The 25583-nt window shown below is 73.2% G+C and carries 21 protein-coding genes and 1 pseudogene; 10 read left to right on the top strand and 12 right to left on the bottom strand.

Annotated features, from left to right (window positions below):
* Positions 1-27: 27 nt before the first annotated feature.
* Both lpdA and ABZ354_RS04480 read right to left on the bottom strand, forming a co-directional pair.
* Positions 28-1416: a dihydrolipoyl dehydrogenase gene (gene lpdA / locus ABZ354_RS04475; protein WP_358652824.1), complete on the bottom strand. Its 1389-nt coding sequence runs from the start codon at positions 1414-1416 to the stop codon at positions 28-30.
* A 259-nt stretch (positions 1417-1675) separates the two neighbouring features.
* Positions 1676-3217, bottom strand: a complete 1542-nt coding sequence (locus tag ABZ354_RS04480) for a leucyl aminopeptidase (protein ID WP_358652826.1) — start codon at positions 3215-3217, stop codon at positions 1676-1678.
* A gap of 317 nt (positions 3218-3534) precedes the next feature.
* On the opposite strand from ABZ354_RS04480, the gene ABZ354_RS04485 reads away from it, so the two are divergent.
* Positions 3535-4359 (top strand): endo alpha-1,4 polygalactosaminidase, encoded by an 825-nt coding sequence (locus ABZ354_RS04485; RefSeq protein ID WP_358652828.1) that lies wholly within the window; start codon positions 3535-3537, stop codon positions 4357-4359.
* Here ABZ354_RS04485 and ABZ354_RS04490 read toward each other — a convergent pair.
* From ABZ354_RS04490 to cobT, 3 genes are all read right to left on the bottom strand, one after another.
* On the bottom strand, positions 4313-4909 hold the full coding sequence (locus ABZ354_RS04490) for an RDD family protein (RefSeq protein ID WP_358652830.1): 597 nt from the start codon (positions 4907-4909) through the stop codon (positions 4313-4315). The two genes, ABZ354_RS04485 and ABZ354_RS04490, sit on opposite strands and share 47 nt — an antisense overlap.
* Before the next feature lie 111 nt (positions 4910-5020).
* Positions 5021-5821: an adenosylcobinamide-GDP ribazoletransferase gene (locus ABZ354_RS04495; RefSeq protein WP_358652832.1), complete on the bottom strand. Its 801-nt coding sequence runs from the start codon at positions 5819-5821 to the stop codon at positions 5021-5023.
* An 86-nt stretch (positions 5822-5907) separates the two neighbouring features.
* On the bottom strand, positions 5908-7086 hold the full coding sequence (gene cobT / locus ABZ354_RS04500) for a nicotinate-nucleotide--dimethylbenzimidazole phosphoribosyltransferase (protein ID WP_358652834.1): 1179 nt from the start codon (positions 7084-7086) through the stop codon (positions 5908-5910).
* 138 nt (positions 7087-7224) lie between these two features.
* Here cobT and ABZ354_RS04505 point away from each other — a divergent pair, with 138 nt between their 5' ends.
* Positions 7225-8175 carry a methyltransferase domain-containing protein gene (locus ABZ354_RS04505; RefSeq protein WP_358652836.1) on the top strand — a complete coding sequence of 317 codons (951 nt, stop codon included), beginning with the start codon at positions 7225-7227 and terminating at the stop codon, positions 8173-8175.
* Positions 8176-8553: 378 nt separating this feature from the next.
* Here the strand turns inward: ABZ354_RS04505 and ABZ354_RS04510 are convergent, their stop codons facing one another.
* On the bottom strand, positions 8554-9753 hold the full coding sequence (locus tag ABZ354_RS04510; RefSeq protein WP_358652838.1) for a bifunctional adenosylcobinamide kinase/adenosylcobinamide-phosphate guanylyltransferase: 1200 nt from the start codon (positions 9751-9753) through the stop codon (positions 8554-8556).
* Positions 9754-9865: 112 nt separating this feature from the next.
* Between ABZ354_RS04510 and ABZ354_RS04515 the strand changes: the two genes are divergently transcribed.
* On the top strand, positions 9866-10090 hold the full coding sequence (locus ABZ354_RS04515; RefSeq protein ID WP_358652840.1) for a hypothetical protein: 225 nt from the start codon (positions 9866-9868) through the stop codon (positions 10088-10090).
* 70 nt (positions 10091-10160) lie between these two features.
* Here ABZ354_RS04515 and ABZ354_RS04520 read toward each other — a convergent pair whose 3' ends face one another.
* Positions 10161-10901 carry a methyltransferase domain-containing protein gene (locus ABZ354_RS04520; protein WP_358653157.1) on the bottom strand — a complete coding sequence of 247 codons (741 nt, stop codon included), beginning with the start codon at positions 10899-10901 and terminating at the stop codon, positions 10161-10163.
* An 83-nt stretch (positions 10902-10984) separates the two neighbouring features.
* Positions 10985-11666: pseudogene (locus ABZ354_RS04525) on the bottom strand (DUF3043 domain-containing protein).
* A gap of 249 nt (positions 11667-11915) precedes the next feature.
* Between ABZ354_RS04525 and ABZ354_RS04530 the strand changes: the two are divergent.
* From ABZ354_RS04530 to ABZ354_RS04550, 5 genes are all read left to right on the top strand, one after another.
* Complete coding sequence (locus tag ABZ354_RS04530) at positions 11916-12701, top strand: PspA/IM30 family protein (RefSeq protein ID WP_358652842.1); 786 nt, start codon at positions 11916-11918, stop codon at positions 12699-12701.
* Positions 12702-12785: 84 nt separating this feature from the next.
* Positions 12786-13067, top strand: a complete 282-nt coding sequence (locus ABZ354_RS04535) for a hypothetical protein (RefSeq protein WP_358652844.1) — start codon at positions 12786-12788, stop codon at positions 13065-13067.
* A 250-nt stretch (positions 13068-13317) separates the two neighbouring features.
* A complete protein-coding gene (locus tag ABZ354_RS04540; RefSeq protein ID WP_358652846.1) occupies positions 13318-14547 on the top strand; it encodes a histidine kinase in 1230 nt (409 codons plus the stop codon).
* 67 nt (positions 14548-14614) lie between these two features.
* A complete protein-coding gene (locus tag ABZ354_RS04545) occupies positions 14615-15295 on the top strand; it encodes a response regulator transcription factor (protein WP_358652848.1) in 681 nt (226 codons plus the stop codon).
* A gap of 237 nt (positions 15296-15532) precedes the next feature.
* The gene (locus tag ABZ354_RS04550; protein WP_358652850.1) at positions 15533-18640 is read left to right on the top strand and encodes an efflux RND transporter permease subunit; all 3108 of its coding nucleotides are present in this window, start codon (positions 15533-15535) and stop codon (positions 18638-18640) included.
* Between the two features lie 174 nt (positions 18641-18814).
* Here ABZ354_RS04550 and nadA read toward each other — a convergent pair whose 3' ends face one another.
* On the bottom strand, positions 18815-19999 hold the full coding sequence (gene nadA, locus ABZ354_RS04555; RefSeq protein ID WP_358652852.1) for a quinolinate synthase NadA: 1185 nt from the start codon (positions 19997-19999) through the stop codon (positions 18815-18817).
* Between the two features lie 377 nt (positions 20000-20376).
* Here nadA and ABZ354_RS04560 point away from each other — a divergent pair, with 377 nt between their 5' ends.
* Entirely contained in the window at positions 20377-20733 is a 357-nt protein-coding gene (locus ABZ354_RS04560; protein WP_358652854.1) for an iron-sulfur cluster assembly accessory protein, read from the top strand.
* 80 nt (positions 20734-20813) lie between these two features.
* Here the strand turns inward: ABZ354_RS04560 and ABZ354_RS04565 are convergent, their stop codons facing one another.
* Both ABZ354_RS04565 and ABZ354_RS04570 read right to left on the bottom strand, forming a co-directional pair.
* Complete coding sequence (locus ABZ354_RS04565) at positions 20814-22397, bottom strand: hypothetical protein (RefSeq protein ID WP_358652856.1); 1584 nt, start codon at positions 22395-22397, stop codon at positions 20814-20816.
* A gap of 131 nt (positions 22398-22528) precedes the next feature.
* Positions 22529-22774: a hypothetical protein gene (locus ABZ354_RS04570; RefSeq protein WP_358652858.1), complete on the bottom strand. Its 246-nt coding sequence runs from the start codon at positions 22772-22774 to the stop codon at positions 22529-22531.
* A gap of 130 nt (positions 22775-22904) precedes the next feature.
* On the opposite strand from ABZ354_RS04570, the gene ABZ354_RS04575 reads away from it, so the two are divergent.
* Positions 22905-23879 carry a carbohydrate kinase family protein gene (locus ABZ354_RS04575; RefSeq protein ID WP_358652860.1) on the top strand — a complete coding sequence of 325 codons (975 nt, stop codon included), beginning with the start codon at positions 22905-22907 and terminating at the stop codon, positions 23877-23879.
* 6 nt (positions 23880-23885) lie between these two features.
* Here the strand turns inward: ABZ354_RS04575 and ABZ354_RS04580 are convergent, their stop codons facing one another.
* Positions 23886-25268, bottom strand: a complete 1383-nt coding sequence (locus tag ABZ354_RS04580; protein WP_358652862.1) for an aminotransferase class V-fold PLP-dependent enzyme — start codon at positions 25266-25268, stop codon at positions 23886-23888.
* Positions 25269-25583: the final 315 nt, after the last annotated feature.

Below are 25583 nucleotides of genomic sequence, written 5' to 3' on the forward strand. Positions count from 1 at the left end.
TCTGTGTCGTCGTGCCCGGGGGCTCACTCAGTCGTGCGCGTTCAGGGGCTTGCCCGCGAGGGCCAGGTGGGCCTCGCCGAGCGCCTCGTTCTGCGTCGGGTGGGCGTGGATGAGCTGGGCCACCTCCGACGGCAGCGCCTCCCAGTTGTAGATCAGCTGGGCCTCGCCGACCTGCTCGCCCATACGGTCGCCGACCATGTGGATGCCGACCACCGCACCGTCCTTGACCTGGACGAGCTTGATCTCGCCCGCGGTCTTCAGGATCTTGCTCTTGCCGTTGCCCGCCAGGTTGTACTTCAGGGTGACGACCTTGTCCGCACCGTAGAGCTCCTGGGCCTTGGCCTCGGTGATGCCCACGGAGGCGACCTCCGGGTGGCAGTACGTCACCCGTGGCACGCCGTCGTAGTCGATCGGAACGGTCTTCTGACCGGCCAGGCGCTCCGCCACCAGGATGCCCTCGGCGAAGCCGACGTGCGCGAGCTGGAGCGTGGGGACCAGGTCACCGACGGCGGAGATCGTCGGGACGTTCGTCCGCATGTACTCGTCGACCAGGACGTAGCCGCGGTCCATCGCGACGCCCTGCTCCTCGTAGCCCAGGCCCTGCGAGACCGGGCCGCGGCCGACGGCCACCAGCAGCAGCTCGGCCTCGAACTCCTTGCCGTCGGCGAGAATGACCTTGACACCGTCCTGGGTGTACTCGGCCTTCTCGAAGAAGGTGCCCAGGTTGAACTTGATGCCGCGCCTGCGGAACGCTCGCTCCAGCAGCTTCGAGCTGTTCTCGTCCTCGACCGGCACGAGGTGCTTCATGCCCTCGATGACGGTCACGTCCGTGCCGAAGGACTTCCACGCGGAGGCGAACTCGACACCGATGACGCCGCCGCCGAGGACGATCGCGGACTTCGGCACGCGGTCCAGGCCGAGGGCGTGGTCGGAGGAGATGATGCGGTTGCCGTCGATCTCCAGGCCCGGCAGCGACTTCGGCACGGAGCCCGTCGCGAGGAGGACGTGGCGGCCCTGGACCCGCCGGCCGTCGACGTCCACGGAGGTGGGGGAGGACAGCCGGCCCTCACCCTCGATGTAGGTCACCTTGCGGGAGGCGATCAGACCCTGCAGGCCCTTGTACAGGCCCGAGATGACGCCGTCCTTGTACTTGTGGACGGCCGCCATGTCGATGCCCTCGAAGGTGGCCTTCACACCGAACTGCTCGCTCTCGCGGGCCTGGTCGGCGATCTCGCCGGCGTGCAGCAGGGCCTTGGTGGGGATGCAGCCGTTGTGCAGGCAGGTGCCGCCGACCTTGCCCTTCTCGATCAGGGCGACGTCCAGGCCCAGCTGCGCCGCGCGCAGGGCCGCGGCGTAACCACCGCTGCCACCGCCGAGGATCACTAGGTCGAAAACGGTGCTGGCGTCGTTCGCCACGTCACGTCCTCCATGCATGTGCGCCGTACGCCGGTCGTCGGTGACCGGCAGGCGGCTGGTGTCCGGCCGCTCTTGCTTCGGCCCTTCGGTGGGGGCCCTGTCCTGCCGAGCCCATCTTCGCACTTGTCGGGGCCCGAGGAGACGCGGGGCCGTGGTGTGAGACGTCCCACGTTCAGGTGGCGGGGGCCGGACGGGTACGGCAAAGGGGCGCGGAACCGTACGCCCGGCTCCGCGCCCCTCCGCCCTCCCTCCAGCGGTCCTAGCCCAGGTCTCCGGCCGCCGTCAGCTCGGCCAGACGCACCAGGGTGCGTACCGCGGTGCCCGTGCCGCCCTTGGGGGTGTACCCGAACGGCCCGCCCTCGTTGAACGCCGGGCCCGCGATGTCGAGGTGCGCCCAGGTGATGCCCTCGCCGACGAACTCGCGCAGGAACAGGCCGGCGACCAGGCCGCCGCCCATCCGCTCGCCCATGTTCGCGATGTCGGCGGTCGGGGACTCCATGCCCTTGCGCAGGTGCTCCGGCAGCGGCATCGGCCAGGCCGGCTCGCCGACCTGCTCGGCGGCCTCGTGCAGCGCGGTGCGGAACGCGTCGTCGTTCGCCATCACGCCGAAGGTGCGGTTGCCCAGCGCCAGCACCATCGCGCCGGTCAGCGTCGCCACGTCCACGATGGCGTCCGGCTTCTCCTGGGAGGCGGCCCACAGCGCGTCGGCGAGGACGAGCCGGCCCTCGGCGTCGGTGTTGAGGACCTCGACGGTCTTGCCGCTGTACATGCGCAGCACGTCGCCGGGGCGGGTCGCCGAACCGGACGGCATGTTCTCGGCGAGCGCCAGCCAGCCGGTGACGTTGACCTCCAGGCCCAGACGCGCGGCGGCGACGACCGCGGCGAACACGGCGGCGGCGCCGGCCATGTCGCACTTCATCGTCTCGTTGTGCCCGGCCGGCTTGAGCGAGATGCCGCCCGAGTCGTAGGTGATGCCCTTGCCGACGAGCGCCAGGTGCTTCTTCGCCTTGGACGAGGTGTACGACAGCTTCACCAGCCGCGGCCCGGACGCCGAACCGGCGCCGACGCCGAGGATGCCGCCGTAGCCGCCCTTGACCAGCGCCTTCTCGTCGAGCACCTGCACCTTGATGCCGTGCTCCTTGGCCGCGGCCTGCGCGACGGCCGCGAACGACTCGGGGTTGAGGTCGTTCGGCGGGGTGTTGATCAGGTCGCGGGCGCGGTTGAGCTCCTCGGAGACCGCGGTGGCGCGCTCCAGAGCCGCCTTGTACGCCTTGTCGCGGGGCTTGCCGCCGAGCAGCACGGCCTCGCCGAGCGGCGCCTTGGCGTCCTTGGCCGCGGCGTCCTTGCCGTTCTTCTTGTATGCGTCGAAGGAGTACGCGCCGAGCAGCACGCCCTCGCCGACGGCGGCGACGTCCGCGGCGTCGGCCAGGGGCAGGGCGAAGGCGGCCTTCTTGGCGCCGTTGAGGGCGCGGGCGGCAACGCCCGCGGCCCGGCGCAGCGCCTCGGCGTCGTAGCCTTCCGCGTCGTCCTCGTCGCCCTTGCCGGGCTCCTCGCCCAGGCCGACGGCCAGCACGAGCGGCGTCTTGAAGCCGGACGGCGCGGGCAGCTTCGTCACCTCGCCCTCGGCGCCCGAGGCGCCGAGGGTCTCCAGCAGTCCGGCGAGGGAGCCGTCGTACGCGTTGTCCACGGCCTCGGCGCCCCGTGCGACGACGGGTCCCTTGGTGCCCTTGGCGACACCGATCACGAGCGCGTCGGCCCGCAGGCCGGGCGCCGCGGCGGTGCTGAGAGTGAGAGCAGTCACGGTGGTGAATTCTCGCTTCCGATGTGAAGTTGCTGTGGCCGAGCGGGTGGGTCGACCGGGCCCGACGCCAGACCCTAACTCCACTGGTCCCGTGGGCCGGGGTGCGGTACCTGCCGGGGCCTTCACCCTGTCGGCGAACACCCGGGACGAGCCTACGCTCGTGGGTCCCGTCACTCGTTCCCCCGGGCGCCCACCCGAAGGCGGCCCCGCGCGGCCGTTTCCCCGCCCGGTACAGGGGCCGTCGCGCGGCGCCGGGCGACGGAGATCATCCTTTGGGGTACGTCGCCCCACGTCGCCCACTGCCCGGAGGCCCCCCGGTGAGACGCCGACCGATACTGTTCCCCGCCCTGCTGGGTGCCCTGCTCCTGCTCCCGGCGGGCTGCGCCGGCGACCCCGAGGGCCGCGGGGGCCGTCCGGGGGCGGGCGCGCCGGACGGGGCCCGCTGGCAGCCGCGTCCCGGCACGGACTGGCAGTGGCAGCTCAGCGGCCGCCTCGACACCTCAGCCGACGTGCCCGTGTACGACATCGACGGCTTCGACCACTCCGCCGGCACGGTCGCCGCACTGCACCGTGACGGCCGCAAGGTCATCTGCTACGTCTCCACCGGCGCCTGGGAGGACTTCAGGCCCGACGCCGACGACTTCCCGGACGAGGTGCTGGGCCGCGCCAACGGCTGGCAGGGCGAACGCTGGCTCGACATCCGCCGCCGCGACGTCCTGGAACCCCTCGTGGCGGCCCGCCTCGACATGTGCCGCGCCAAGGGCTTCGACGCGGTGGAGCCCGACAACATGGACGGCTACCGCAACCGCACCGGCTTCCCCCTCACGGCCGCCGACCAGCTCCGCTACAACCGTCTCGTCGCCCGCCTCGCCCACGACCGCGGCCTGTCCGTCGGCCTGAAGAACGACCTCGCGCAGATCCCCGCGCTCGTCGGCGCATTCGACTTCGCGGTCAACGAACAGTGCGCACAGTACGACGAGTGCGACGCACTGACGCCGTTCGTCGAGGCCGGGAAGGCGGTCTTCCACGTCGAGTACGAGCTGCCCACGCGCCGCTTCTGCCCCGGGGCCCGCCGCCTCGGGCTCAGCTCGATGCTCAAGAAGTACGACCTCGGGGCATGGCGAAGCCCCTGCCGAGCGTGACTCCGGTGACCTCCGTGCCCGCGATCCGGTCGGCCAGCGAGCGCCGGCGGGGCCCCAGTACCGGGAGCGCGTTCACCAGGAACAGCACGACCGCCGCCAGCCACATCAGCACCGACAGCACGAACCGACCCTCCATCAGCAGCACGCAGGCCGCCGCGAACACGGCGACGTCCACGGCCGTGGTGACGGCCGCCCGGCGCGCCGCCCGCCGCGCTGTCGGGGGCGACAGACGCGGGACGACCCGCAGTCCGACGACGCCCTTGCCCACGGTCCGCCCGGCGAGGGCCAGGCACGCCCACTGGTAGAGGAAGACCGTCACGACCAGCAGCCCGAAGGCCTGCTCGACGTACAGCACCGACTTGTCCCACAGTTTCACGCCCAGACCTTCGGAGGCGTCCAGCACGTCACCGCGTGAGGTCAGCAGGTCGAAGGCGCCGCGCGTGGCGAGTTCCGGCACTTCGGTGACGAGCGCCGAGATCCGGTGGAAGGTGAGCACGGCGAGCGCCGAGGCCAGCGCCACCACCAGTGCGAAGTCGATTAACCAGGCCATGGCGCGCCGTAGTTTCGGCATGGACGTCCCCCGTGGACGGTTGTGAGTGGGTACGGGCGGAAGACAGTAGTGGCGGGGAGAACAGGACGCGAGGGCTGTGCGGTAATCGTTTCAACCCAGTGACAGAACGACGAGCGCCGCCGTCGCCGCCGTCTCCGCGAGCCCGCCGAACACGTCGCCGGTGACACCGCCGAAGCGGCGCGTGCAGTGCCGCAGCAGCAGTTCGGCCGCCCCGAGCGCGACGACCACCGCGAGCGCCGTACGGAGCACGCCGTTCGCCCCGAGGAACGCGCCGGACGCCGCCGTGAGGGCAGCCGTGACGGTGACGGCCGAACCGATCGCGCCCCGTACCGGCACCACCCCGGCGACGGCCGCGCCCAGCCCCTCCGGCCGCGCCGCCGGCACACCGGACCGGGCCGCCAGCGTGAGCGCGAGCCGGGCCACGGTGCCCGCGACCACGGCGGCCAGCGCACCCCGCGGCCAGGAGGCGGCGTACGCCTGCGCCAGCGCGGCGACCTGCGCCAGCAGCACGCACACCAGGGTGATCACACCGAACGGGCCGATGTCCGACCGCTTCATGATCCGCAGCGCGTCCTCGGCGGGCTTCCCGCTGCCCAGCCCGTCGGCGGTGTCGGCCAGCCCGTCCAGGTGCAGCCCACGGGTGAGCAGCGCCGGTACGGCGGCCGAGACGACGGCGGCGAGCGGCGCGCCGGCACCGAGTGACAGCAGCACCAGCCCGGCTGCGGCGGCCCCCGCCCCGACGACCAGCCCGGCCAGCGGGGCGCACAGCATGCCGCCCCGCGCGGCGTCCCGGTCCCAGCGGGTCACCCGGACCGGCAGCACGGTGAGGGTGCCGAAGGAGAAACGGAGGCCGTCGGCCGACGGCCTCCCGAACGACGGGGTCTTGACCATCGGCGCAGGTTACCCGGCGGTCAGGAGAGCACCCGCGGCGAGTGCGTCCCCGCCTGTGCCCACGGCAGCTCCCGCGGCTAGCCCAGCTAGGGCTGTGGCTGGTCCGGGCCGGCCGGGGAAGCCCCGTCGGCCTTCCCGCCGCTCCCGCTCTCCTCGGCGGCCCCGTCGGCCACCCCGCCGCTCCCGCTCTCCGCTTCGGCCCTGCCGGCCGCGGCTTCCTCCGCCTTCTCCGGCAGCTCCGCCGCCAGCGCGGCAGCCGCCTGGACCAGCGGCAGGGCCAGCAGGGCACCCGTGCCCTCCCCGACCGTCACCCCGTGGGACTGGAGCGGCTCCAGCGCCATCCGGTCCAGCGCCTTCGCCTGGCCCGGCTCGCCGCTGCCGTGCCCGGCCAGCCACCAGTCCGGCGCGCGGAACGCGATCCGCTGGCCCACCAGCGCGCACGCCGCCGCCACCACACCGTCCAGGACGACGGGCATCTTCCGAACCGCGCTCTGCAGCAGGAAGCCCGTCATCGCCGTGAGGTCGGCGCCGCCCACCGCGGCCAGCAGCTGCAACTGGTCCCCGAGCACCGGCCGCGCCCGGCGCAGCCCGTCCCGGATCGCCGCGCACTTGCGCATCCACGCCAGGTCGTCGATGGCCAGCCCGCCCCGCCCGGTCACGACGGACGCGTCCGTACCGCACAGCGCCGCGACCAGCACGCCCGCGGCGGTCGTACCGCCCACGCTGACGTCGCCGAGGACCACCAGGTCCGTACCCGAGTCGGCCTCCTCGTCGGCCAGCGCGACGCCGGTGCGGAAGGCGGACTCCGCCTCGTCGCGGGTCAGCGTGTCCTCGACGTCGAGGCGTCCGCTGCCGCGCCGCACCCGGTGGCGCACGACGTCGGCGGGCAGCGTGTCCGGGTCGCAGTCCAGCCCCATGTCGACGATCCGCAGGGGTACACCGAGCCGCCGGGCCAGCACCGACACCGGCCGGCCGCCCTCCAGGATCTCCCGCACCAACTGCCCGGCGCTGCCCGCCGGGCGCGCCGACACGCCCAGCTCCGCGACGCCGTGGTCACCCGCGAAGAGCACGACCTTCGGCCGCCCCACCGACCGCACCGGAACGGCCGACTGCGCCGCGGCCAGCCACTCACCGAGCTCGTCCAGCCGGCCCAGCGATCCGGGCGGTACGACCTGACGTTCCCGGCGTGCCTCCGCGTCGCGGCGCATCCCGCCGTCGGGGCGCTCGATCAGATCGGTGAAGTCGTCGAGATTCAGCGAGCTCATTCGCCGAACAGTACCGGCCCGACGCGAACGGACGGCCGCCACATCGCCACCCCGTGACAGCGGCGTCGTTGCGCCCGACAATGCCATCCCATACGTTCCGGTTTGTTGTGGATCACCGTTTCGTCCCCGGGAGCCGCCATGCCGCCCGCACCGTTCCTCTCCCGGGCCGTCGGCCGACTCCGGGCCGCCGTCCGCCGCGCCGCTCCCGGCCGCGGCTTCGCAGGGTGGTCCGAGCCGCGCCGCCCCGACTGCCCCTGGTGCGGCTCCGGGCGACTGGGCCCCGGACCGGCCCCGGCGGACGCGCGGCGACCGAGCCCGTGGCCCGCCCTCCCTGCCGTACGACGTCCGCGCGGCCGGCCGGCAGCCACACCGGACGCCCGTCCGCCGGCCGCACCCCTCGATGTTGCCGATCTCCCCGCGGGAACCGTCCCGTTCGACACGTGCGCGGACTGTGGGCACGTCTTCCAGAACCCCCGGCGGTACCTCTGGCGCGACCCCTGCCTCACCGCCGAGGAGCTCACCCCGTACCCACACGGCATCACCGGGCCGACCCGTCGCCTCGCCGCCCGTCGCCACCGTTCGGCCGCCCGCGCGCTGCTGTCCTTCCCCGAGCCGGAGAGCTGGCTGGACGTCGGCACGGGCGACGGCGACTTCCCGGCCGTCGCACGGGGGTTCTTCCCGTACACGGCCTTCGACGGCGTGGACGCCGGGCACCGCGTGGTACGGGCGCAGGCGGCGGACCGGGTCGAGGAGGCCCACCTGGGGCGGCTGACGGACCCGCACCTCACCGCCCGGCTGCGCGACCGCTACGACGTCGTCACCATGCTCCACCACCTGGAGGGCGCCCCGGATCCCCGCGCGGAACTCCGCGCCGCCCTCACGGTGCTCCGCCCCGGCGGCCACCTGCTGCTCGACCTGACCGACCCGCGCGCCGGGCGGTGGACACCCCCGGCCCGCCCCGCCCCGTTGCACCTGCCGCCCCGGGCGAACATCGAGGCCGAACTCCGTGCCAACGGCTGCACGCCCCTCACCACGAAGGCCCGCGCCCCCCTCTCCGGCGCCTACCGCGTCCTGGCCCGCCGCGATTGACCGTCCGGAACCGGCAGCCGAAACCGACACTCTGACATCGGCCTCCTGACATCGGCCTCCTGACATCGGCCTCCTGACATCGGCCTCCTGAAACCGGCGTGCGGACCGGCCGTGCGGACCGGCCGTGCGGAACCGGCCGTGCGGACCGGCCGTGCGGAACCGGCCGTGCGGAACCGGCCGTGCGGAACGGCCGCGCGGAACGGCCCTTGCGGGACCGCCCGCCCGGAGTCGACCGCCCGCCCGGAATCGACCCACCGTCCCGAACCGATGCACCGTCCGAAACCGCCCGCTCGCCCGGAGTCGCTCGCCCGGAATCGACCGCCCGCCGCCCGGAACCGGCCGACCGCCCGCGAACAGCCGCCCGCCCGGCGGCGTCATTCACCCCCGCAGCGCCATCGCCTGTCCGGCCACCACCAGCACCACGTGCTCGCACTCCCCGGCGAAGGCCGCGTTCAGCCGGCCCAGCTCGTCCCGGTACCGCCGCCCCGACGCGGTCGACGGCACGATCCCGGACCCCACCTCGTTCGACACGGCGACGACCGTCCGCCGCGTCCGGCGCACCGCCCCGGTCAGCTCCCGCACCCGCTCGCGCAGCGCCCGCTCCCCGCCGTCCGCCCACTCGGCGTCGTCCCACGCCCCCACGGCGTCCATCGCGTCCGTCAGCCACAGCGACAGGCAGTCCACCAGCAGCGGCGGCCCGTCGTCCTTCAGCAGCGGCACCAGGTCGCAGGTCTCCACGGTCCGCCAGGACCCCGGCCGCCGCTCCCGGTGCGAGGCGACCCGCGCCGCCCACTCGGTGTCGCCGTTGCGGGACCCGCCCGTCGCCACGTACAGCACGTGGGGGAAGGCCTCCAGCCGCCGCTCGGCCTCCACCGACTTCCCCGACCGCGCCCCGCCCAGCACCAGGGTCCGCCGGGGCACGTCGGGCACGTTCTCGTAGGCGCCCACGGGCAGTGTCGTCCCGTCCGGCACGGCCCGCGCCCCGGCCGCCGCGAGCCGCCTCCGCAGTTCGGGACCCGGCGGCACGTCGTGCCCGACGTGCACGGCGACCACGTCGGTGGTCGGCCCGGCCGCGCCCACCGCCCGCAGCTTGGCCAGCCCGTCCGGCCGCCCCACGACGTCCGCGACGACCATGTCGTACGGCTCGACCGGCTCCTCCAGGCCCGCGGGCGCGCCGCCCGGCGGCAGATACAGCAGCCGCTGCCCGTCCGGGCCGGTCACCGCGTACCCGGTGCCCGGCGCGTCCATCGCCAGGGCCCGCACCCGGTGCCCCGTCAGCAGCGCCAGCTCCCGCCCGTCCGGAACCCGCCCCGGCTGCGGCAGTCCGGCGGGCACCTCCACCGGTGGCCCGTCGTGCGGATGCGTGAGCAGCACCTGCCGGACCCCGCCGAGCGAGTGCCCGGCGCGCGCGGCGGCGAACGCCGCGCCGGGTGTCAGGTCCAGCAGCAGCGCCCCGTCCACGAGTACGGCGGTGGCCGCGCGCGCGTCCGCGCCGAGGGCGGACGCGCAGACCGCGCAGGAGCAGTCGGGGCGGGGAAGCCCCGCGGGAGCGCCGGTACCGAGCAGAGTGATGTCCACGCCCCGATTTTCACGTGTCCGGGATGGTCTTGCGCGTCCGGCTAGGCTCTGGTCAGGAGCGGGACCGAGATCCGGGCTCCTGCACTGCCTGTGCTCAGACTGGGAGGCGTACATGGCGGCATGGACGTGGCGGTTCGAGGCGGCCGACGGGACGGAGGTGCAGCCCGCGGTGCAGCCGGAGGAGTTCACCACGCAGGGGGACGCCGAGTCCTGGATCGGGGAGCAGTGGAAGGAGCTGCTCTCCGGCGGTGCGGACCAGGTACGGCTGTTCGAGGACTCCACGGAGATCTACGGGCCGATGAACCTGCACGCGGACGAGTCGGCGTCGGAGTCCTGACCCGCTGACGCACGCCGAAGGGGGCGGCCCGAGCCGGCCGCCCCCTTCGGCGTTCCGTCCGTCGCGGCGCTCAGTCGCGCACGCCGCACAGGTGCAGCAGCGCGGCCACCCCGCGGTACGGGTCCGTGCGCCCCGCCCGCTCCTCGGCCGCGAACAGCGCCTCCAGGCCGGCGGGCGGCTCCGCGTCGTCCGCCGCCGTGTCCGTGAAGACCCGTACCCCGTACCAGGTGTGCAGCGGCGCCCCGATGCCCGCGAGCGTCCCCGTCAGCTTGCCCAGCCGGTCGGCCCGCACCTCGGCCGCCGCCGGGACCGGCGTCCCCCCGCCCGGGCGGAGCCGGGGATGGGGCAGCCGGTCGGCCGTGTCGAACGCGGCCAGCGCCCCGGCCCAGTCGCCGGACAGGCCCGGCCGCATCGCGAGCGCGTCGCCGTTGCAGACCAGCAGGGACAGCAGCCCGCCCGGGGCGAGCATCCGCGCGAGCCCGGCCAGCAGCGCGTCCGGCTCCTCGACGTGCATGAGCACACCGTGGCACAGCACCACGTCGAAGCTGCCCGGCAGGAAGTGCACGCCGGTGTCGCGGCCGTCGGACTCGATGATCCGCATCCGCTCCCGGACGCCCTCGGGCTCGCCGCCCAGCGCCGTACGCACCGCCGTGATCAGCACCGGGTCCTGCTCCAGGCCGGTCACCCGGTGCCCGGCACGCAGCAGCCGCAGCGCCTGCGCGCCCCGGCCCATGCCGACGTCGAGCACCCGCAGCCGACGCCCGACCGCGAACCGGCCGGCCAGCTGCTCGTCGAGCTGCCGGGCGACCAGTTCGTGCCGGACGGCATCACGCAGCCCGTCCGGCGGGCCCAGCCGGGCGGAATGTGCGGCGCCCCCGCTGAACGACGTCGTGCTCAGGGCCGCTCTCCGCGCTTGACCTGCGGCTTCGGCAGCCGGAGCCGGCGCATCTGCAGCGAGCGCATCAGCGCGTACGCGATGGCGCCGCGCTTGGGCTCGTCGGGGAAGCGCTCGCCGAGCGCCTTCTTCAGCCGGAAGCCGGTGACGGCGGAGTCCAGCACGATCAGCACGATCACCACGAGCCACAGCAGCAGCGCGACGTTCTGCAACGAGGCCACGCGCACCATGCTCAGGATGAGGATGACGACGGCCATCGGCAGGAAGAACTCCGCGATGTTGAACCGGGAGTCGACGAAGTCGCGTGCGAAACGGCGGACCGGGCCCTTGTCACGGGCCGGCAGGTATCGCTCGTCGCCGCTGGCCAGCGCCTGGCGCTGACGCTCCAGCACGGCACGGCGCTCTTCGCGCTGCCGCTTCGACGCGTCCTTGCGGGACGTCGACGTGCTGGCGACGCTGCGGCGCTGCGACTGGGCCTGGCTGCGCTTGGGCGTGGGGCGGCCCTTGGGGGCCTCCGGATGGCGGGGATTATGGGAGTCGGTCACCGTTGCCCTGTCGGCGGACGGTGCCTTCTCTTCCTTGGCGCGGCTACGGAACACAAAACCCAAGGGTACGTGGTGCCCCGGGCGTGGACCCCGGCGGTACGGGGAACGATCCCGCAACGCCGGACGTCTCCCACAGGACAGAAGGGGACGGCACCGGACAGCGAGGACGGGGGACGCGTGGATCGTACGCAGGACGTACGAGCACCGTACGGGGATCACCTACTCCTTGCGCCGGACCGCGGGCGCGATCAGTCGTCCTTGCGGATGAGCGCATCCGTCCCCGAACAGTGCGGTAATGGAGGCAGGGCCCGTACTGTGGGTTCTGTCGCAGGTGCTGGAGCCGGAGTCCGTCAGAAGGGGGCGCGCGAAGCCCATGAGCGGTGTCATGAAGCGTATGGGGATGATCTTCCGCGCGAAGGCGAACAAGGCCCTTGACCGGGCCGAGGACCCGCGCGAGACCCTCGACTACTCGTACCAGAAGCAACTGGAGCTGCTCCAGAAGGTGCGCCGTGGCGTGGCCGACGTGGCCACCTCGCGCAAGCGTCTGGAGCTCCAGCTGAACCAGTTGCAGTCCCAGTCGTCCAAGCTGGAGGACCAGGGCCGCAAGGCGCTCGCGCTGGGCCGCGAGGACCTGGCCCGTGAGGCGCTCTCGCGCCGCTCGGCCCTGCAGCAGCAGGTCACGGACCTCGAGGCGCAGCACGCGACCCTCCAGGGCGAGGAGGAGAAGCTCACCCTGGCGGCCCAGCGCCTGCAGGCCAAGGTCGACGCCTTCCGTACGCGCAAGGAGACCATCAAGGCCACCTACACCGCGGCCCAGGCGCAGACCCGGATCGGCGAGGCCTTCTCCGGCATCTCCGAGGAGATGGGCGACGTGGGCCTGGCGATCCAGCGGGCCGAGGACAAGACCGCCCAGCTCCAGGCTCGGGCCGGCGCGATCGACGAGCTCCTCGCCTCCGGCGCCCTGGACGACCCGTCCGGCATGCACAAGGACGACATTCAGGCCGAGCTGGACCGGCTCTCCGGTGGTACGGATGTAGAGCTGGAACTGCAGCGCATGAAGGCCGAGCTGGCCGGAGGTTCGTCCGGCGGACAGCAGGCCATCGAGGGCGGCACGGACGGGCAGCGGTCCCAGCAGCAGTCGCAGGACACCCCGCGCTTCGACAAGCAGTGACGGCCGCGCCGCGGCCACTGACCACCGAGCAGCGGCCGCGCCGACCACCGGGCAGCGGCCGGGGCCCACGCCGAGGAGGGCGACATGATCGTACGGATCATGGGGGAGGGACAGGTGAGGCTGGCCGACAGCAGCCTCGCCGAACTCGACAAGCTGGACAACGAACTCCTGGCCGAGATGGAGAACGGCGACGGCCCCGGCTTCCGCCGCACCCTCCAGGCCCTCCTCTCCGAGGTCCGCGCCCTCGGGGAGCCCCTCGCGGACGACTCCCTGGAACCCTCGGACCTGATCCTGCCGTCCCCGGACGCCACCCTGGACGAGGTGCGGGAACTCCTCAGCGACAACGGCCTGATCCCCGGCACCTGAAGGGACCGGCCCGTCGTGTCCGAGGGGGCGGCCGGCCGTCGGGTGCCGGAAACCGGGGCGTCCGTCCCGGGGCGCGGCACACCGTCCCGCGCGCGGGGGACGGGGCCGGGCGCCGGGCACCGTCCCCCGCGCGCCGGTACCGGCCACGCGGCGGCCCCCCGGCCCGGGTCCGCGGACACCGGCTGGGAACGCCCGTCCGCATGCGCCGGCACCGGTCACCGCGCGGTCCGGGTCCGTACAGTTGGCTGGCGTGACCTCCCTCGACCGCGTCAGACAGCGACTCAAGGCCCACCCCATGGCGCTGGACGCGGCCATCGCGGCCGGTGTGCTCGCCTGCATGGTCGCCGGATCGTTCGTCGAGCCGCACAGCGGTGACCGCGTCATCTGGGGCACCCGCAGCCCCGACGCGCTGAGCCTGGTGCTCATGACGCTGTGCGCCGCGGCGCTCGTCCTGCGCCGCCGGGTGCCGAGGACGGTCCTCGCCGTCACCGGCACCCTGTCCCTCGTCGAGTTCGTCACCGGCGACCCCCGCGCACCCGTCGCCATGTCCGCCGTCATCGCCCTCTACACGGTCGCCGCCTCCACCGACCGCCCCACCGCCTGGCGCATCGGCCTGCTCACCATGTCCGTGCTGACCGGCGTCGCCATGCTCGCCGGGCCGCTGCCCTGGTACACGCAGGAGAACCTCGCCATCTTCGCGTGGACCGGCATGGCCGCGACCGCCGGCGACGCCATCCGCAGCCGCCGCGCCTTCGTACAGGCCGTGCAGGAACGGGCCGAACGCGCCGAGCGGACCCGCGAGGAGGAGGCCCGCCGCCGTGTCGCGGAGGAACGCCTGCGCATCGCCCGCGACCTGCACGACGTCGTCGCCCACCACATCGCCCTGGTCAACGTGCAGGCCGGCGTCGCGGCGCACGTCATGGACAAGCGGCCCGACCAGGCCAAGGAGGCCCTGTCGCACGTACGGGAGGCCGGCCGGTCGGCGCTCAACGAACTGCGCGCCACCGTCGGCCTGCTCCGCCAGTCGGGTGACCCCGAGGCCCCCACCGAACCGGCGCCCGGCCTGGACCGCCTGGACGAACTCGTCGGCACCTTCCGCAGCGCCGGACAGCGCGTCGAGGTCGCCCGCGCCGACCAGGGCGGCACCCTGCCCGCCGCCGTCGACCTGGCCGCGTACCGCATCATCCAGGAGGCCCTCACCAACGTGCGCAAGCACGCGGGCGCCGAGGCCAAGGCGGAGGTCAGTGTCGTGCGCGTGGGCCCGCACGTCGAGATCACCGTCCTGGACGACGGCACCGGCGAGGCGGAGCGCCCCGCCGACGGTGGCGGGCACGGGCTGCTCGGCATGCGGGAGCGCGTCACCGCCCTGCGCGGCACCCTCACCACCGGTCCCCGCTTCGGGGGCGGCTTCCGCGTCCATGCGATCCTGCCGGTCAAGGCCCGTACGCCCGCCACACCACAGACCGAACCGTCCACGTGACGCCGTGTACGTACCGTACGGGCGTACGCGACGGCGACCGCGTGACCGCCGTACCGGGGGACCCCGTATGACCATTCGTGTCCTGCTCGCCGACGACCAGGCACTGCTGCGCAGCGCCTTCCGGGTGCTTGTCGACTCCGAGCCCGACATGGAGGTGGTCGGTGAGGCGTCCGACGGCGCGGAAGCCGTGCGGCTGGCGAAGGAGCGGCAGGCCGACGTGGTCCTGATGGACATCCGGATGCCCGGCACCGACGGCCTCGCCGCCACCCGTCTGATCAGCGCCGACCCGGCCCTCGCCGAGGTCCGCGTCGTCATACTGACCACCTTCGAGGTGGACGACTACGTCGTGCGGTCGCTGCGCGCGGGTGCCTCCGGCTTCCTTGGCAAGGGCTCCGAGCCCGACGAACTGCTGAACGCCATCCGCGTCGCGGCGGGCGGCGAGGCCCTGCTGTCGCCGGCCGCCACCAAGGGCCTCATCGCCCGCTTCCTCGCCCAGCGGGACACCGACGACGAGCGCGACCCGGCCCGCTCCGGGCAACTGGACGCGCTGACCGTGCGCGAGCGCGAGGTGCTGGTGAAGGTCGCGGGAGGCCACTCCAACGACGAGATCGCCGAGCGGCTGGAGGTCAGCCCGCTCACGGTCAAGACCCACGTGAACCGGGCCATGGCCAAGCTCGGCGCCCGCGACCGGGCCCAGCTGGTGGTCATGGCGTACGAGTCGGGGCTGGTACGTCCAAGGGTGGACTGACCCCCGCGCGCCCCTACTGCGCCCGCAGTACACGCCGGACCGGAAATGGACCAGAGGGCGACGGTCCGGCCGTCCCGCGTGGCCCAGTGTGTAGGGGCGTGCACGGCAGGCCCGCCCCTGAGCGCCTCTGCGGTTCCGCTCCCGGAAACGCCGCCGTCGCGCCACGGAAGAACTCCCCAAGGGCTCCGACGAGCTCCACAGAAGACCTGCCGCTCCACAGAAGAGAGATGCTGACCCATGTCCTGGCTGTCGAGATTCAGCCTCGCACAACGGGCCCTCATAGGCCTGATGTCGATCATCGCGCTCGTCTTCGGGGCGATCGCGATCCCGCAGCTCAAGCAGCAGCTCCTGCCCACCATCGAACTGCCCATGGTGTCGGTGCTCGCCCCCTACCGGGGCGCGTCCCCCGACGTCGTGGAGAAGCAGGTCGTCGAGCCCATCGAGGACAACCTCGAAGCCGTCGACGGCATCACCGGCGTCACCTCCACCGCCAGTGAGGGCAACGCCGTCATCATGGCGTCCTTCGACTACGGCAACGACACCAAGCAACTCGTCGCCGACGTCCAGCAGGCCGTCAACCGGGCCCGCGCGACGCTGCCGGACGCCGTGGACCCGCAGGTCGTGGCCGGCTCGACGGACGACATCCCGACCGTCGTCCTCGCCGTCACCTCCGACAGGGACCAGCAGGCCCTCGCCGACCAGCTCGACCGGTCCGTCGTCCCGGACCTCAAGGACATCGACGGCGTCGGCCAGGTCACGGTCGACGGCGTGCGCGACGTCCAGGTCACCGTCACGCCCCACGACGCCGCGCTCGCCAGGGCCGGCCTGACCCCGCAGGCCCTCGCCCAGGCCCTCCGGGCGGGCGGCGCCACCGTGCCCGCCGGGTCCTTCGACGAGTCCGGCGCCAACCGCACCGTCCAGGTGGGCGGCGGCTTCACCTCGCTGAAGCAGATCCGGGACCTCGCGGTCCGGGGCGAGGGCAAGAAGCCGGTGCGCCTCGGCGACGTCGCCACCGTCGCGCAGGGGGAGGCCAAGACCGACTCCATCACCCGCACCAACGGCGAACCCAGCCTGGCCGTCGCCCTCACCATGGATCACGACGGCAGTGCCGTCGCCGTCTCCGAGGCCGTCCAGGACATGCTGCCCGCGCTGCGCGAGGACCTCGGCAAGGGCGCCACGCTCACCGTGGTCAGCGACCAGGGCCCGGCCGTGTCCAAGGCCATCGAGGGCCTGACCACCGAGGGCGGACTCGGCCTGCTCTTCGCCGTCCTCGTCATCCTCGTCTTCCTCGCGTCGATCCGCTCGACGCTCGTGACGGCGGTGAGCATCCCGCTGTCCGTCGTGCTCGCCCTGATCGTGCTGTGGACGCGCGACCTGTCCCTGAACATGCTCACGCTCGGCGCGCTGACCATCGCCATCGGGCGCGTCGTGGACGACTCCATCGTCGTCCTCGAAAACGTCAAGCGGCACCTCGGCTACGGCGAGGAACGCCGGGACGCCATCCTCAACGCCGTCCGCGAGGTCGCGGGCGCGGTCACCTCCTCCACCCTCACCACGGTCGCCGTGTTCCTGCCGATCGGCCTGGTCGGCGGCATGGTGGGCGAGCTGTTCGGCTCGTTCAGCCTGACGGTGACGGCCGCGCTGCTCGCGTCCCTGCTCGTCTCCCTGACGGTCGTACCGGTCCTGTCGTACTGGTTCCTGCGCCCCCCGAAGGGCACCCCCGAGGACGCCGGCGAGGCGCGCCGGTTCGCCGAGGAGAAGGAGGCCAGGAGCCGCCTGCAGCGGATCTACGTCCCCGTCCTGCGCTTCGCCACCCGCCGCCGCCTCACCAGCGTGCTGCTCGCGGTCGTGATCCTCGTCGGCACGTTCGGCATGACACCCCTGCTGAAGACGAACTTCTTCGACCAGGGCGAGCAGGAAGTCCTCAGCGTCAAGCAGGAGCTGAAGGCCGGCACCAGCCTCGCGGCGACCGACGCGGCGGCCCGCAGGGTCGAGAAGATGCTCGGCGGCGTGGACGGCGTCAAGGACTACCAGGTGACCGTCGGCTCGTCCGGCTTCATGGCGGCCTTCGGCGGCGGCACCGACACCAACCAGGCCTCGTACCAGGTGATGCTGGAGGACTCCGCGTCCTCCGAGGACGTACGCGACGACATCGAGGCCGGGCTGAAGAAGCTCGACGGCGTCGGCACCACCACGGTCGCCGCCGGTGACGGTTTCGGCAGCCAGGACCTCAGCGTCGTCGTCAAGGCGGCCGACGCCGAGGTGCTGCGCCGGGCGGCGGACCGGGTCCGCGACACGGTGGCCCGCCTGGACGACGTCACCGACGTCACCAGCGACCTGTCGCAGAGCGTGCCGCGCATCTCCGTGCGCGCCAACGCCAAGGCCGCCGCGGCCGGTTTCGACCAGCAGTCCCTCGGCGCGGCCGTCACCAACGCCGTGAGCGGCACCACGGCCGGCAAGGCGATCCTGGACGACACCGAGCGGGACGTCGTCATCCGCTCGGCGCACCCGGCCGAGACGCTGGCCGAGCTGAAGAAGCTGCCGCTCGGCCCGGTGAAGCTCGGTGACATCGCTACCGTGAAGCTGGTCGACGGCCCGGTCTCCATGACCCGGATCGACGGTCAGCGCGCCGCGACGATCACCGCGCGGCCCACCGCCGACAACACGGGCGCGGTCAGCACCGAGCTCCAGCAGAAGATCGACGCGCTGAAGCTCCCGGCGGGCGCCACGGCCGACATCGGCGGTGTCACGCAGGACCAGGACGACGCCTTCGCCAACCTCGGTCTCGCCATGCTGGCAGCCATCGCGATCGTGTTCCTGCTGCTCGTCGGCACGTTCCGCTCGCTCGCGCAGCCGCTGATCCTGCTGGTGTCCATCCCGTTCGCGGCGACCGGCGCGATCGGCATGCTGGTCGCCACGGGCACCCCGATGGGCGTCCCGGCGATGATCGGCATGCTGATGCTGATCGGCATCGTCGTGACGAACGCGATCGTGCTGATCGACCTCATCAACCAGTACCGCAAGCAGGGCTACGGCGTTGTCGAGGCGGTCGTCGAGGGCGGTCGGCACCGGCTGCGGCCCATCCTGATGACGGCCCTGGCGACGATCTTCGCGCTGCTGCCGATGGCGCTGGGCGTCACCGGCGAGGGCGGCTTCATCGCGCAGCCGCTCGCGGTGGTGGTGATAGGCGGCCTGATCACGTCCACGCTGCTGACGCTGCTGCTCGTCCCGACGCTGTACGCGATGCTCGAGCTCCGCAAGGAGCGGCGGGCGAAGAAGCGGGCGGCCAGGCGGGCGAAGAAGGAGGGGACGGAGCCGGCCGCGCCTGAGCCGGCCGGGGTCTAGCGGCGCCGCCGCGCCCGGCCGGGCGGGGTGCCACCGCGCCCACCCGTGCCGCTCCGGCGGCAGACGGCCGCAGCCGTACGAGAAGGGCCCCGCCCCTGTTGCCGCGAGGCATCAGGGGCGGGGCCCTTTCCCGATCCGCCGGCCCGCACGGGCCGGCGGATCGGGAACAACCCGTTACGGCAGCGCCAGCATCCGCTCCAGTGCCAGCTTCGCGAACGCCTCGGTGTCCCGGTCCACCTCGATGCGGTTGACCGGCTTGCCGTCGGCGAGGGACTCCAGCGCCCACACCAGGTGCGGCAGGTCGATGCGGTTCATGGTTGAGCAGAAGCAGACCGTCCTGTCGAGGAAGACGATCTCCTTGCCCTCGGGAGCGAAACGGTTCGCCAGCCGCCGTACGAGATTCAGCTCGGTCCCGACGGCCCACGTGGAGCCGGCCGGGGCCGCCTCCAGCGCCTTGATGATGTACTCCGTCGAGCCCACGTGGTCCGCCGCGGCGACGACCTCGTGCCGGCACTCGGGGTGGACCAGGACGTTCACGCCCGGGATGCGCGCGCGCACGTCGTTCACCGAATCCAGGCTGAAGCGGCCGTGCACCGAGCAGTGGCCGCGCCACAGGATCATCTTCGCGCCGCGCAGCTCCTCCGCCGTCAGCCCGCCGTTCGGCCTGTGCGGGTTGTAGACGACGCAGTCCTCCAGGGACATCCCCATGTCGCGGACGGCCGTGTTCCGGCCGAGGTGCTGGTCGGGCAGGAAGAGCACCTTCTCGCCCTGCTCGAAGGCCCACTCCAGGGCGCGCCGGGCATTGGAGGAGGTGCAGATCGTGCCGCCGTGCCTGCCCGTGAACGCCTTGATGTCCGCGGACGAGTTCATGTAGGCGACGGGCACGACCTGCTCGGCCACCCCGGCCTCGGTCAGGACGTCCCAGCACTCGGCGACCTGCTCGGCCGTGGCCATGTCGGCCATCGAGCAGCCGGCGGCGAGGTCGGGCAGGACGACCTTCTGGTCGTCGGAGGTCAGGATGTCCGCGGACTCCGCCATGAAGTGCACGCCGCAGAACACGATGTACTCGGCCTCCGGGCGCGCGGCGGCGTCCCGGGCCAGCTTGAAGGAGTCGCCCGTGACGTCGGCGAACTGGATGACCTCGTCACGCTGGTAGTGGTGGCCGAGCACGAAGACCTTGTTCCCGAGCTTCTCCTTGGCCGCCCGGGCGCGCTCGACCAGGTCCGGGTCGGACGGCGAGGGCAGGTCGCCCGGGCACTCCACACCGCGCTCGCTCCGCGGGTCGGCCTCACGGCCGAGGAGCAGCAGGGCGAGGGGCGACGGCTGTACGTCGAGCTCCTGGGGCTGGGCGGTGGTCACGACACGCACCCTTTCTGTTCTGCGGCCCGCCGGGTCCCCGGGTGGGGGATCCGGCGGAGCACGCGGGACATCACGGACGACTTTTCGTCAAATAGACGCTATCTATCATAACTGCTTCACGTCAGTTTGACGATGGCCATAGCGTCTGTGTGACGTGAATCCCGGCGGGAGCGAGCTCAGCCGCCGAAGACGCGTCAGTACGGCGTGAAGACGCCTCAGCACGGCGTGAAGAGGCCTCCGGGAGGCGTTTTCCGCTCCGCGGGGCATGTGCGAGCATGAAGACGGAGTCAAAGACACGCCCGGCCCGGAATGAATCCGCGGCCCCGCCGGTTGCAACCGTCGGCAAGCAGTCTCCGAACAACCCGGGAGAGATGTAGATGTCCGTATCGGACGAGACCAGCACCGTCACCGACGGCATCATCCTGACCGACGCCGCCGCGTCCAAGGTCAGGGCGCTGCTCGACCAGGAAGGCCGTGACGACCTGGCGCTGCGCGTCGCGGTCCAGCCCGGCGGCTGCTCCGGCCTGCGCTACCAGCTGTTCTTCGACGAGCGTTCCCTCGACGGCGACGTGCAGAAGGACTTCGACGGCGTCAAGGTCGTCACCGACCGGATGAGCGCCCCGTACCTGGGCGGCGCCACCATCGACTTCGTGGACACGATCGAGAAGCAGGGTTTCACGATCGACAACCCGAACGCATCGGGTTCCTGCGCCTGCGGCGACTCCTTCAACTGAGTCCCGGCACGTCCGCGAGCACGGGAAAGGCGGCGCCCCCAGGAGGGGAGCGCCGCCTTTCCCGTATCCGGCCGACGGTACTACCGGGCCTGCGGCAGCCGCGCTCCCGGCTTCTCCAGCGGGACCGGCTTGCCGTGCGAGGCGACCACCGCACGGCCGCCGAGCGGCGCGTCCAGCCGCACGGTCCGGTGATACATCTTGGCGATCATGATGCACACCTTGCCCGGCCGCGGCGTCTCGGTCACCCTCACCGTCACCTTGCCGCCGCTCTCGTCCGCCGTCACCCGGTAGTCGGAGCAGACCCCGCCGGTGAAGCTCACGGTCAGCTCCACGCCCTCCGCGGTGTAGCCCTGGACGGCGACGTCACGCGGCTCGGCGGTCCGCTGCGCGTCCGGGCCCGTCGGCCGCGGGCTGGGCCGTTCGGTCGGCCCGGCGGGCGGCGTGGGAGAGGCGATGTACTCCGGGTCGACGGCCGGGTACGCCAGGGTGAACGGGGTCTTCGCGCCCGGCGCCCGCACCTCGAACAACCACGACGGCACCAGCGCCTGCCGGCCCGACACGAACTGCGCGGCCAGCGCGAACACCGCCTTCTCGACCGTGTTCACCTGCTTCTTCGGCTCCGGGCTCGCAAGGCCGGTGACCGGGTCGCACGGCTTCGTGCCGCCCCTGTCCGCGTTCGGCTCCGCGTGCGGTACGGCACTGGCGCAGCCGCTGATTCCCACCGGTCCGCCGCCCGGCGCCGCGTTCAGCAGCCCCAGCGTCCGCTCCGCGTCCAGGACGGGATACGTGTCGCTCTTGACGGGAGCCTTCAGCTGCCCGCTCGCGCCGACCACCTCGCCGCTCGCGCTCACCGTGACTCCGGTGCTCCAGCCGTACGTCGGCAGCCCGCCGATCAGCGGATCGGCGTTCACCACCCGGTTGGCGCCCTGGACCTGGCCCGCGGAGAGCTTCGCGTCGTCCTGGCCCACCGCCTTGAGCACCGGGGCGGCGGCCTTCTTCGCGGCCTCCTCGCCCACCGGATCGGCCGCCGCGCCGCCCGCCGGGCCGCTCGCGCAGGTGGGCTTTCCCGAGCAGTTGTCGGTGCCGGGTGCGTACCGGTAGAAGGTCCAGGTGCCCGGCGCCTGCCGGTTGACCTGCAGACTCGGCCCCGCGCCGTCCTTCGCGCCGATCTTCCAGGCCTGCCCCTCCACGACCGGCGTCCCGTCGACTCCCAGCGCCTGTGCCAGCCGCGCCACCTCGGCCTCGCCGACCTGCCCCGACGTCCGGTACACCGGCGCGGAGCCGGGCCCGTCCGGCAGCGTCCCGCCGGCCCGGTAGGTGGCGCCGGACGGGTTCGGCTCACCCGGCGCGATGCCGGGGCCGGAGCCGCTCCCGGCGTAGCCGTCGAGGGGCAGCGGCGGGGGAGTGCCGCCACCGCCGGCCGTGCCCGGGGCCGTCTTGTCGTCCGAGCCGCCGGACGTGCCCGCGGCGAGATACGCCCCGCCGCCGCCCACGACCAGGACGGCCGCGACGACCGAGGCGACGATCACCGGCGTACGCCGGGCAGCGCGCCCGCCGCCGTCGTCCTCGCCGTGCTCCCGAGTCCCGCCCGGGCCGGGCGGGACGGCCTCCTCGCCGCCGTTCTCGACCGCGGCGTCGTCGTTGTCGGGTCGCTCGGTGTTCACCGCATCGCTCCTTCGGCTGCGCAACTGTCACAGGGGACAGCGATGGGACGCGACGCGGACGCGAGCGGTTCCCCCGGACACGGCCTGTTGTTCGAATCATTCGCGCCGAACGACACGCCGGGGGCGCCGGCTCAGTCGCCGTAGTCCGACATCGCGTCCACCAGCTTCGCCGAGGTCGCCGGAACCCGCACGCCGTGGATGAGCGACGGCGGAACCGGCCGCACCGAGCCCCGGTCCGGCACCGCCCAGTGCGGAGCCATCCGGGCGCAGTCGCCGCGCAGCGCCGCCAGATCGACATCGATATCGACAGCGGTACCGGCACTGGTGGGGGCCGCGAGCTCGTCCGGGGCGGGGGTGTGGACCCTGAGGTTCGTCATGTCGGCACCGTATGCAGGTTGTGCCACGCGAAGAAAGATCTACTATCGGGTAGTTTTCCCTGCTTCATCGCCACCCGGCTACCCGGTAGCGTGAAGCGTCAAGCTGCCTCCCCTCTGGAGAGTCCACGCCGTGCGCATCGCAGTCACCGGCTCCATCGCCACCGACCACCTCATGACCTTCCCCGGCCGCTTCGCCGACCAGTTCGTCGCGGACCAACTGCACACGGTCTCGCTGTCCTTCCTGGTCGACAACCTCGACGTCCGCCGGGGCGGCGTCGGCGCCAACATCGCCTTCGGCATGGGCCAGCTCGGCACCAAGCCGATCCTGGTCGGGGCCGCGGGCTTCGACTTCGACGAGTACCGGGCCTGGCTGGACCGGCACGGCGTCGACACCGAGTCCGTCCGCATCTCGGAGACCCTGCACACCGCCCGCTTCGTGTGCACGACCGACTCCGACCACAACCAGATCGGCTCCTTCTACACGGGCGCCATGAGCGAGGCCCGCCTCATCGAGCTGCAGACCGTGGCCGAGCGCGTCGGCGGCCTCGACCTGGTCATCATCGGCGCCGACGACCCGGAGGCGATGCTGCGGCACACCGAGGAGTGCCGCTCACGCTCCATCCCGTTCGCCGCCGACTTCTCCCAGCAGATCGCCCGCATGGAGGGCGACGAGATCCGCATCCTGCTGGACGGCGCCACGTACCTCTTCTCCAACGAGTACGAGAAGGGCCTCATCGAGAGCAAGACCGGCTGGAGCGACGAGGAGATCCTCTCCCGCGTCGGCCACCGCGTCACCACCCTCGGCGCCCGCGGCGTACGCATCGAGCAGGCCGGTCACGACCCGATCGAGGTGGCCTGCCCGGACGAGGACCGCAAGGCCGAACCCACCGGCGTCGGCGACGCCTTCCGCGCCGGCTTCCTCTCCGGCCTGGCCTGGGGCGTCTCCCTGGAGCGCGCCGCGCAGGTCGGCTGCATGCTCGCCACGCTCGTCATCGAGACGGTCGGCACCCAGGAGTACCGGCTGCGCCGCGCCCACTTCATGGACCGCTTCACCAAGGCCTACGGCGACGAGGCCGCCGCCGAGGTCCGGACGCACCTCGCCTGACCGGGCTCACCCGAGCCGGCGGACCACGTACGCCGTACCCCGGTCCGCCGGCTCCTCGCCGACGTACTCCTGCCCCCGCATCCCGCACCACGCCGGAATGTCCAGGCGCGCCGCCTCGTCGTCCGAGAGCACCCGCACCGTGCCGCCCACCGGCACGTCCCCGATGACCTTGGCCAGCTCGATCACCGGGATCGGACAGCGCCGCCCCACCGCGTCCACGACGACGGTCCCGGCCTCCGCGGGGACGTCGGCCCCTGTGACCGGCGCGCCCAGATTCCCCCGCACCCCGGCCACCGCCCCCGGCAGCACCGCGAGGAACCGCTCCACGTCCTCCTCCGGCGTCCCCGGCGGCAGCGACACCCGTACATTCCCCTCACTCAGCACCCCCATGGCCCGCAGCACATGGCTGGGCGTCAGCGTGCTGCTCGTGCACGACGACCCCGACGACACGGAGAAACCCTCCCGGTCCAGCTCGTGCAGCAGCGCCTCCCCGTCGACGTACAGGCACGAGAACGTGACGACGCCCGGCAGCCGGCGCCCCGGGTCCCCGACCACCTCCACGTCCGGCACCAGACGCGGCACCCGCGCCCGGATCCGGTCCGTCAGCTCGCGCAGCCGCGCCGCCTCCGCGTCCGCCTCGGCCCGCACCGCCCGCAGCGACGCCGCCGCGGCCACGATCGCCGGCAGGTTCTCGAATCCGGGAGCCCGCCCCGACTCCCGCTCGTCCGCCGGACCCCGCACGGCGAACCGCGCCCCCTTGCGTACGACGAGCAGCCCCACCCCCGCCGGCCCGCCCCACTTGTGGGCGCTCGCCGTCAGCAGCGACCAGCCCTCCGGCACCGGCCCCCATCCCAGCGACTGGGCGGCGTCCACCAGCAGCGGCACCCCCGCCGCCCGGCACACCCGCGCCACCTCGCCCACCGGCTGCTCCGTGCCCACCTCGTGATTCGCGGACTGCAGACAGGCCAGCGCGCTGTCCGCCCGCAGCGCCGCCGCGTACGCCTCCGGGTCCACCGCACCCGTACGGTCCACCGCCACCCGGGTGACCGTTCCGCCGTCCGCCTCGTGCGCCTCGGCCGCGTGCAGCACCGAGGAGTGTTCGACCGCCGACACGGTCAGGTGGCGCCCGGCCCGCCGCCGTCCGGCCAGCGCCCCCGCCACCCCGGTGTGCACGGCCCGCGTCCCCGACGGGGTGAACACCAGCTCGTCCGCCCGGCACCCCACCACCTCGGCGGCGGCCTCCCGTGCGGCGTCCAGCAGCATCCGCGCCCGCCGCCCCTCCCGGTACAGCCGGGCGGGATCGGCCCACCCCTCGTCGAGCGAGGCCGTCAGAGCCTGCCGGGCGACGGGATGGAGGGGAGCGGACGAAGCAGCGTCGAAGTAGGCCACACCCCACGGTAGAACGAGGGGCCGTCCGGAGGGCGTGCGGGACGGCGCCGGCGTGCGGCCGCGCCACGCGGGCGCGATCACCCACATACGGCCCGCATCCGCCGAACAGCGAGCACAACCCCACCCTTTGGGCGCCCCGGACCCCCCGCGACGCCCCGTCGGAGTGACCGGCGGCGCGTATGGCACCCTCCCCGCGAACCCGTGGAGAGCGTCGGCTAGGGTTTGGTCCGCATAAACATCCAAACCCCTGCCCGACGCAGGGCGGCGACCAACCAACGAGAAGGCCGCAGCCAATCCGCGCGGGCGAGACTCTCG

The sequence above is a fragment of the Streptomyces sp. NPDC005925 genome, from assembly GCF_040638805.1.
Classification (GTDB): domain Bacteria; phylum Actinomycetota; class Actinomycetes; order Streptomycetales; family Streptomycetaceae; genus Streptomyces.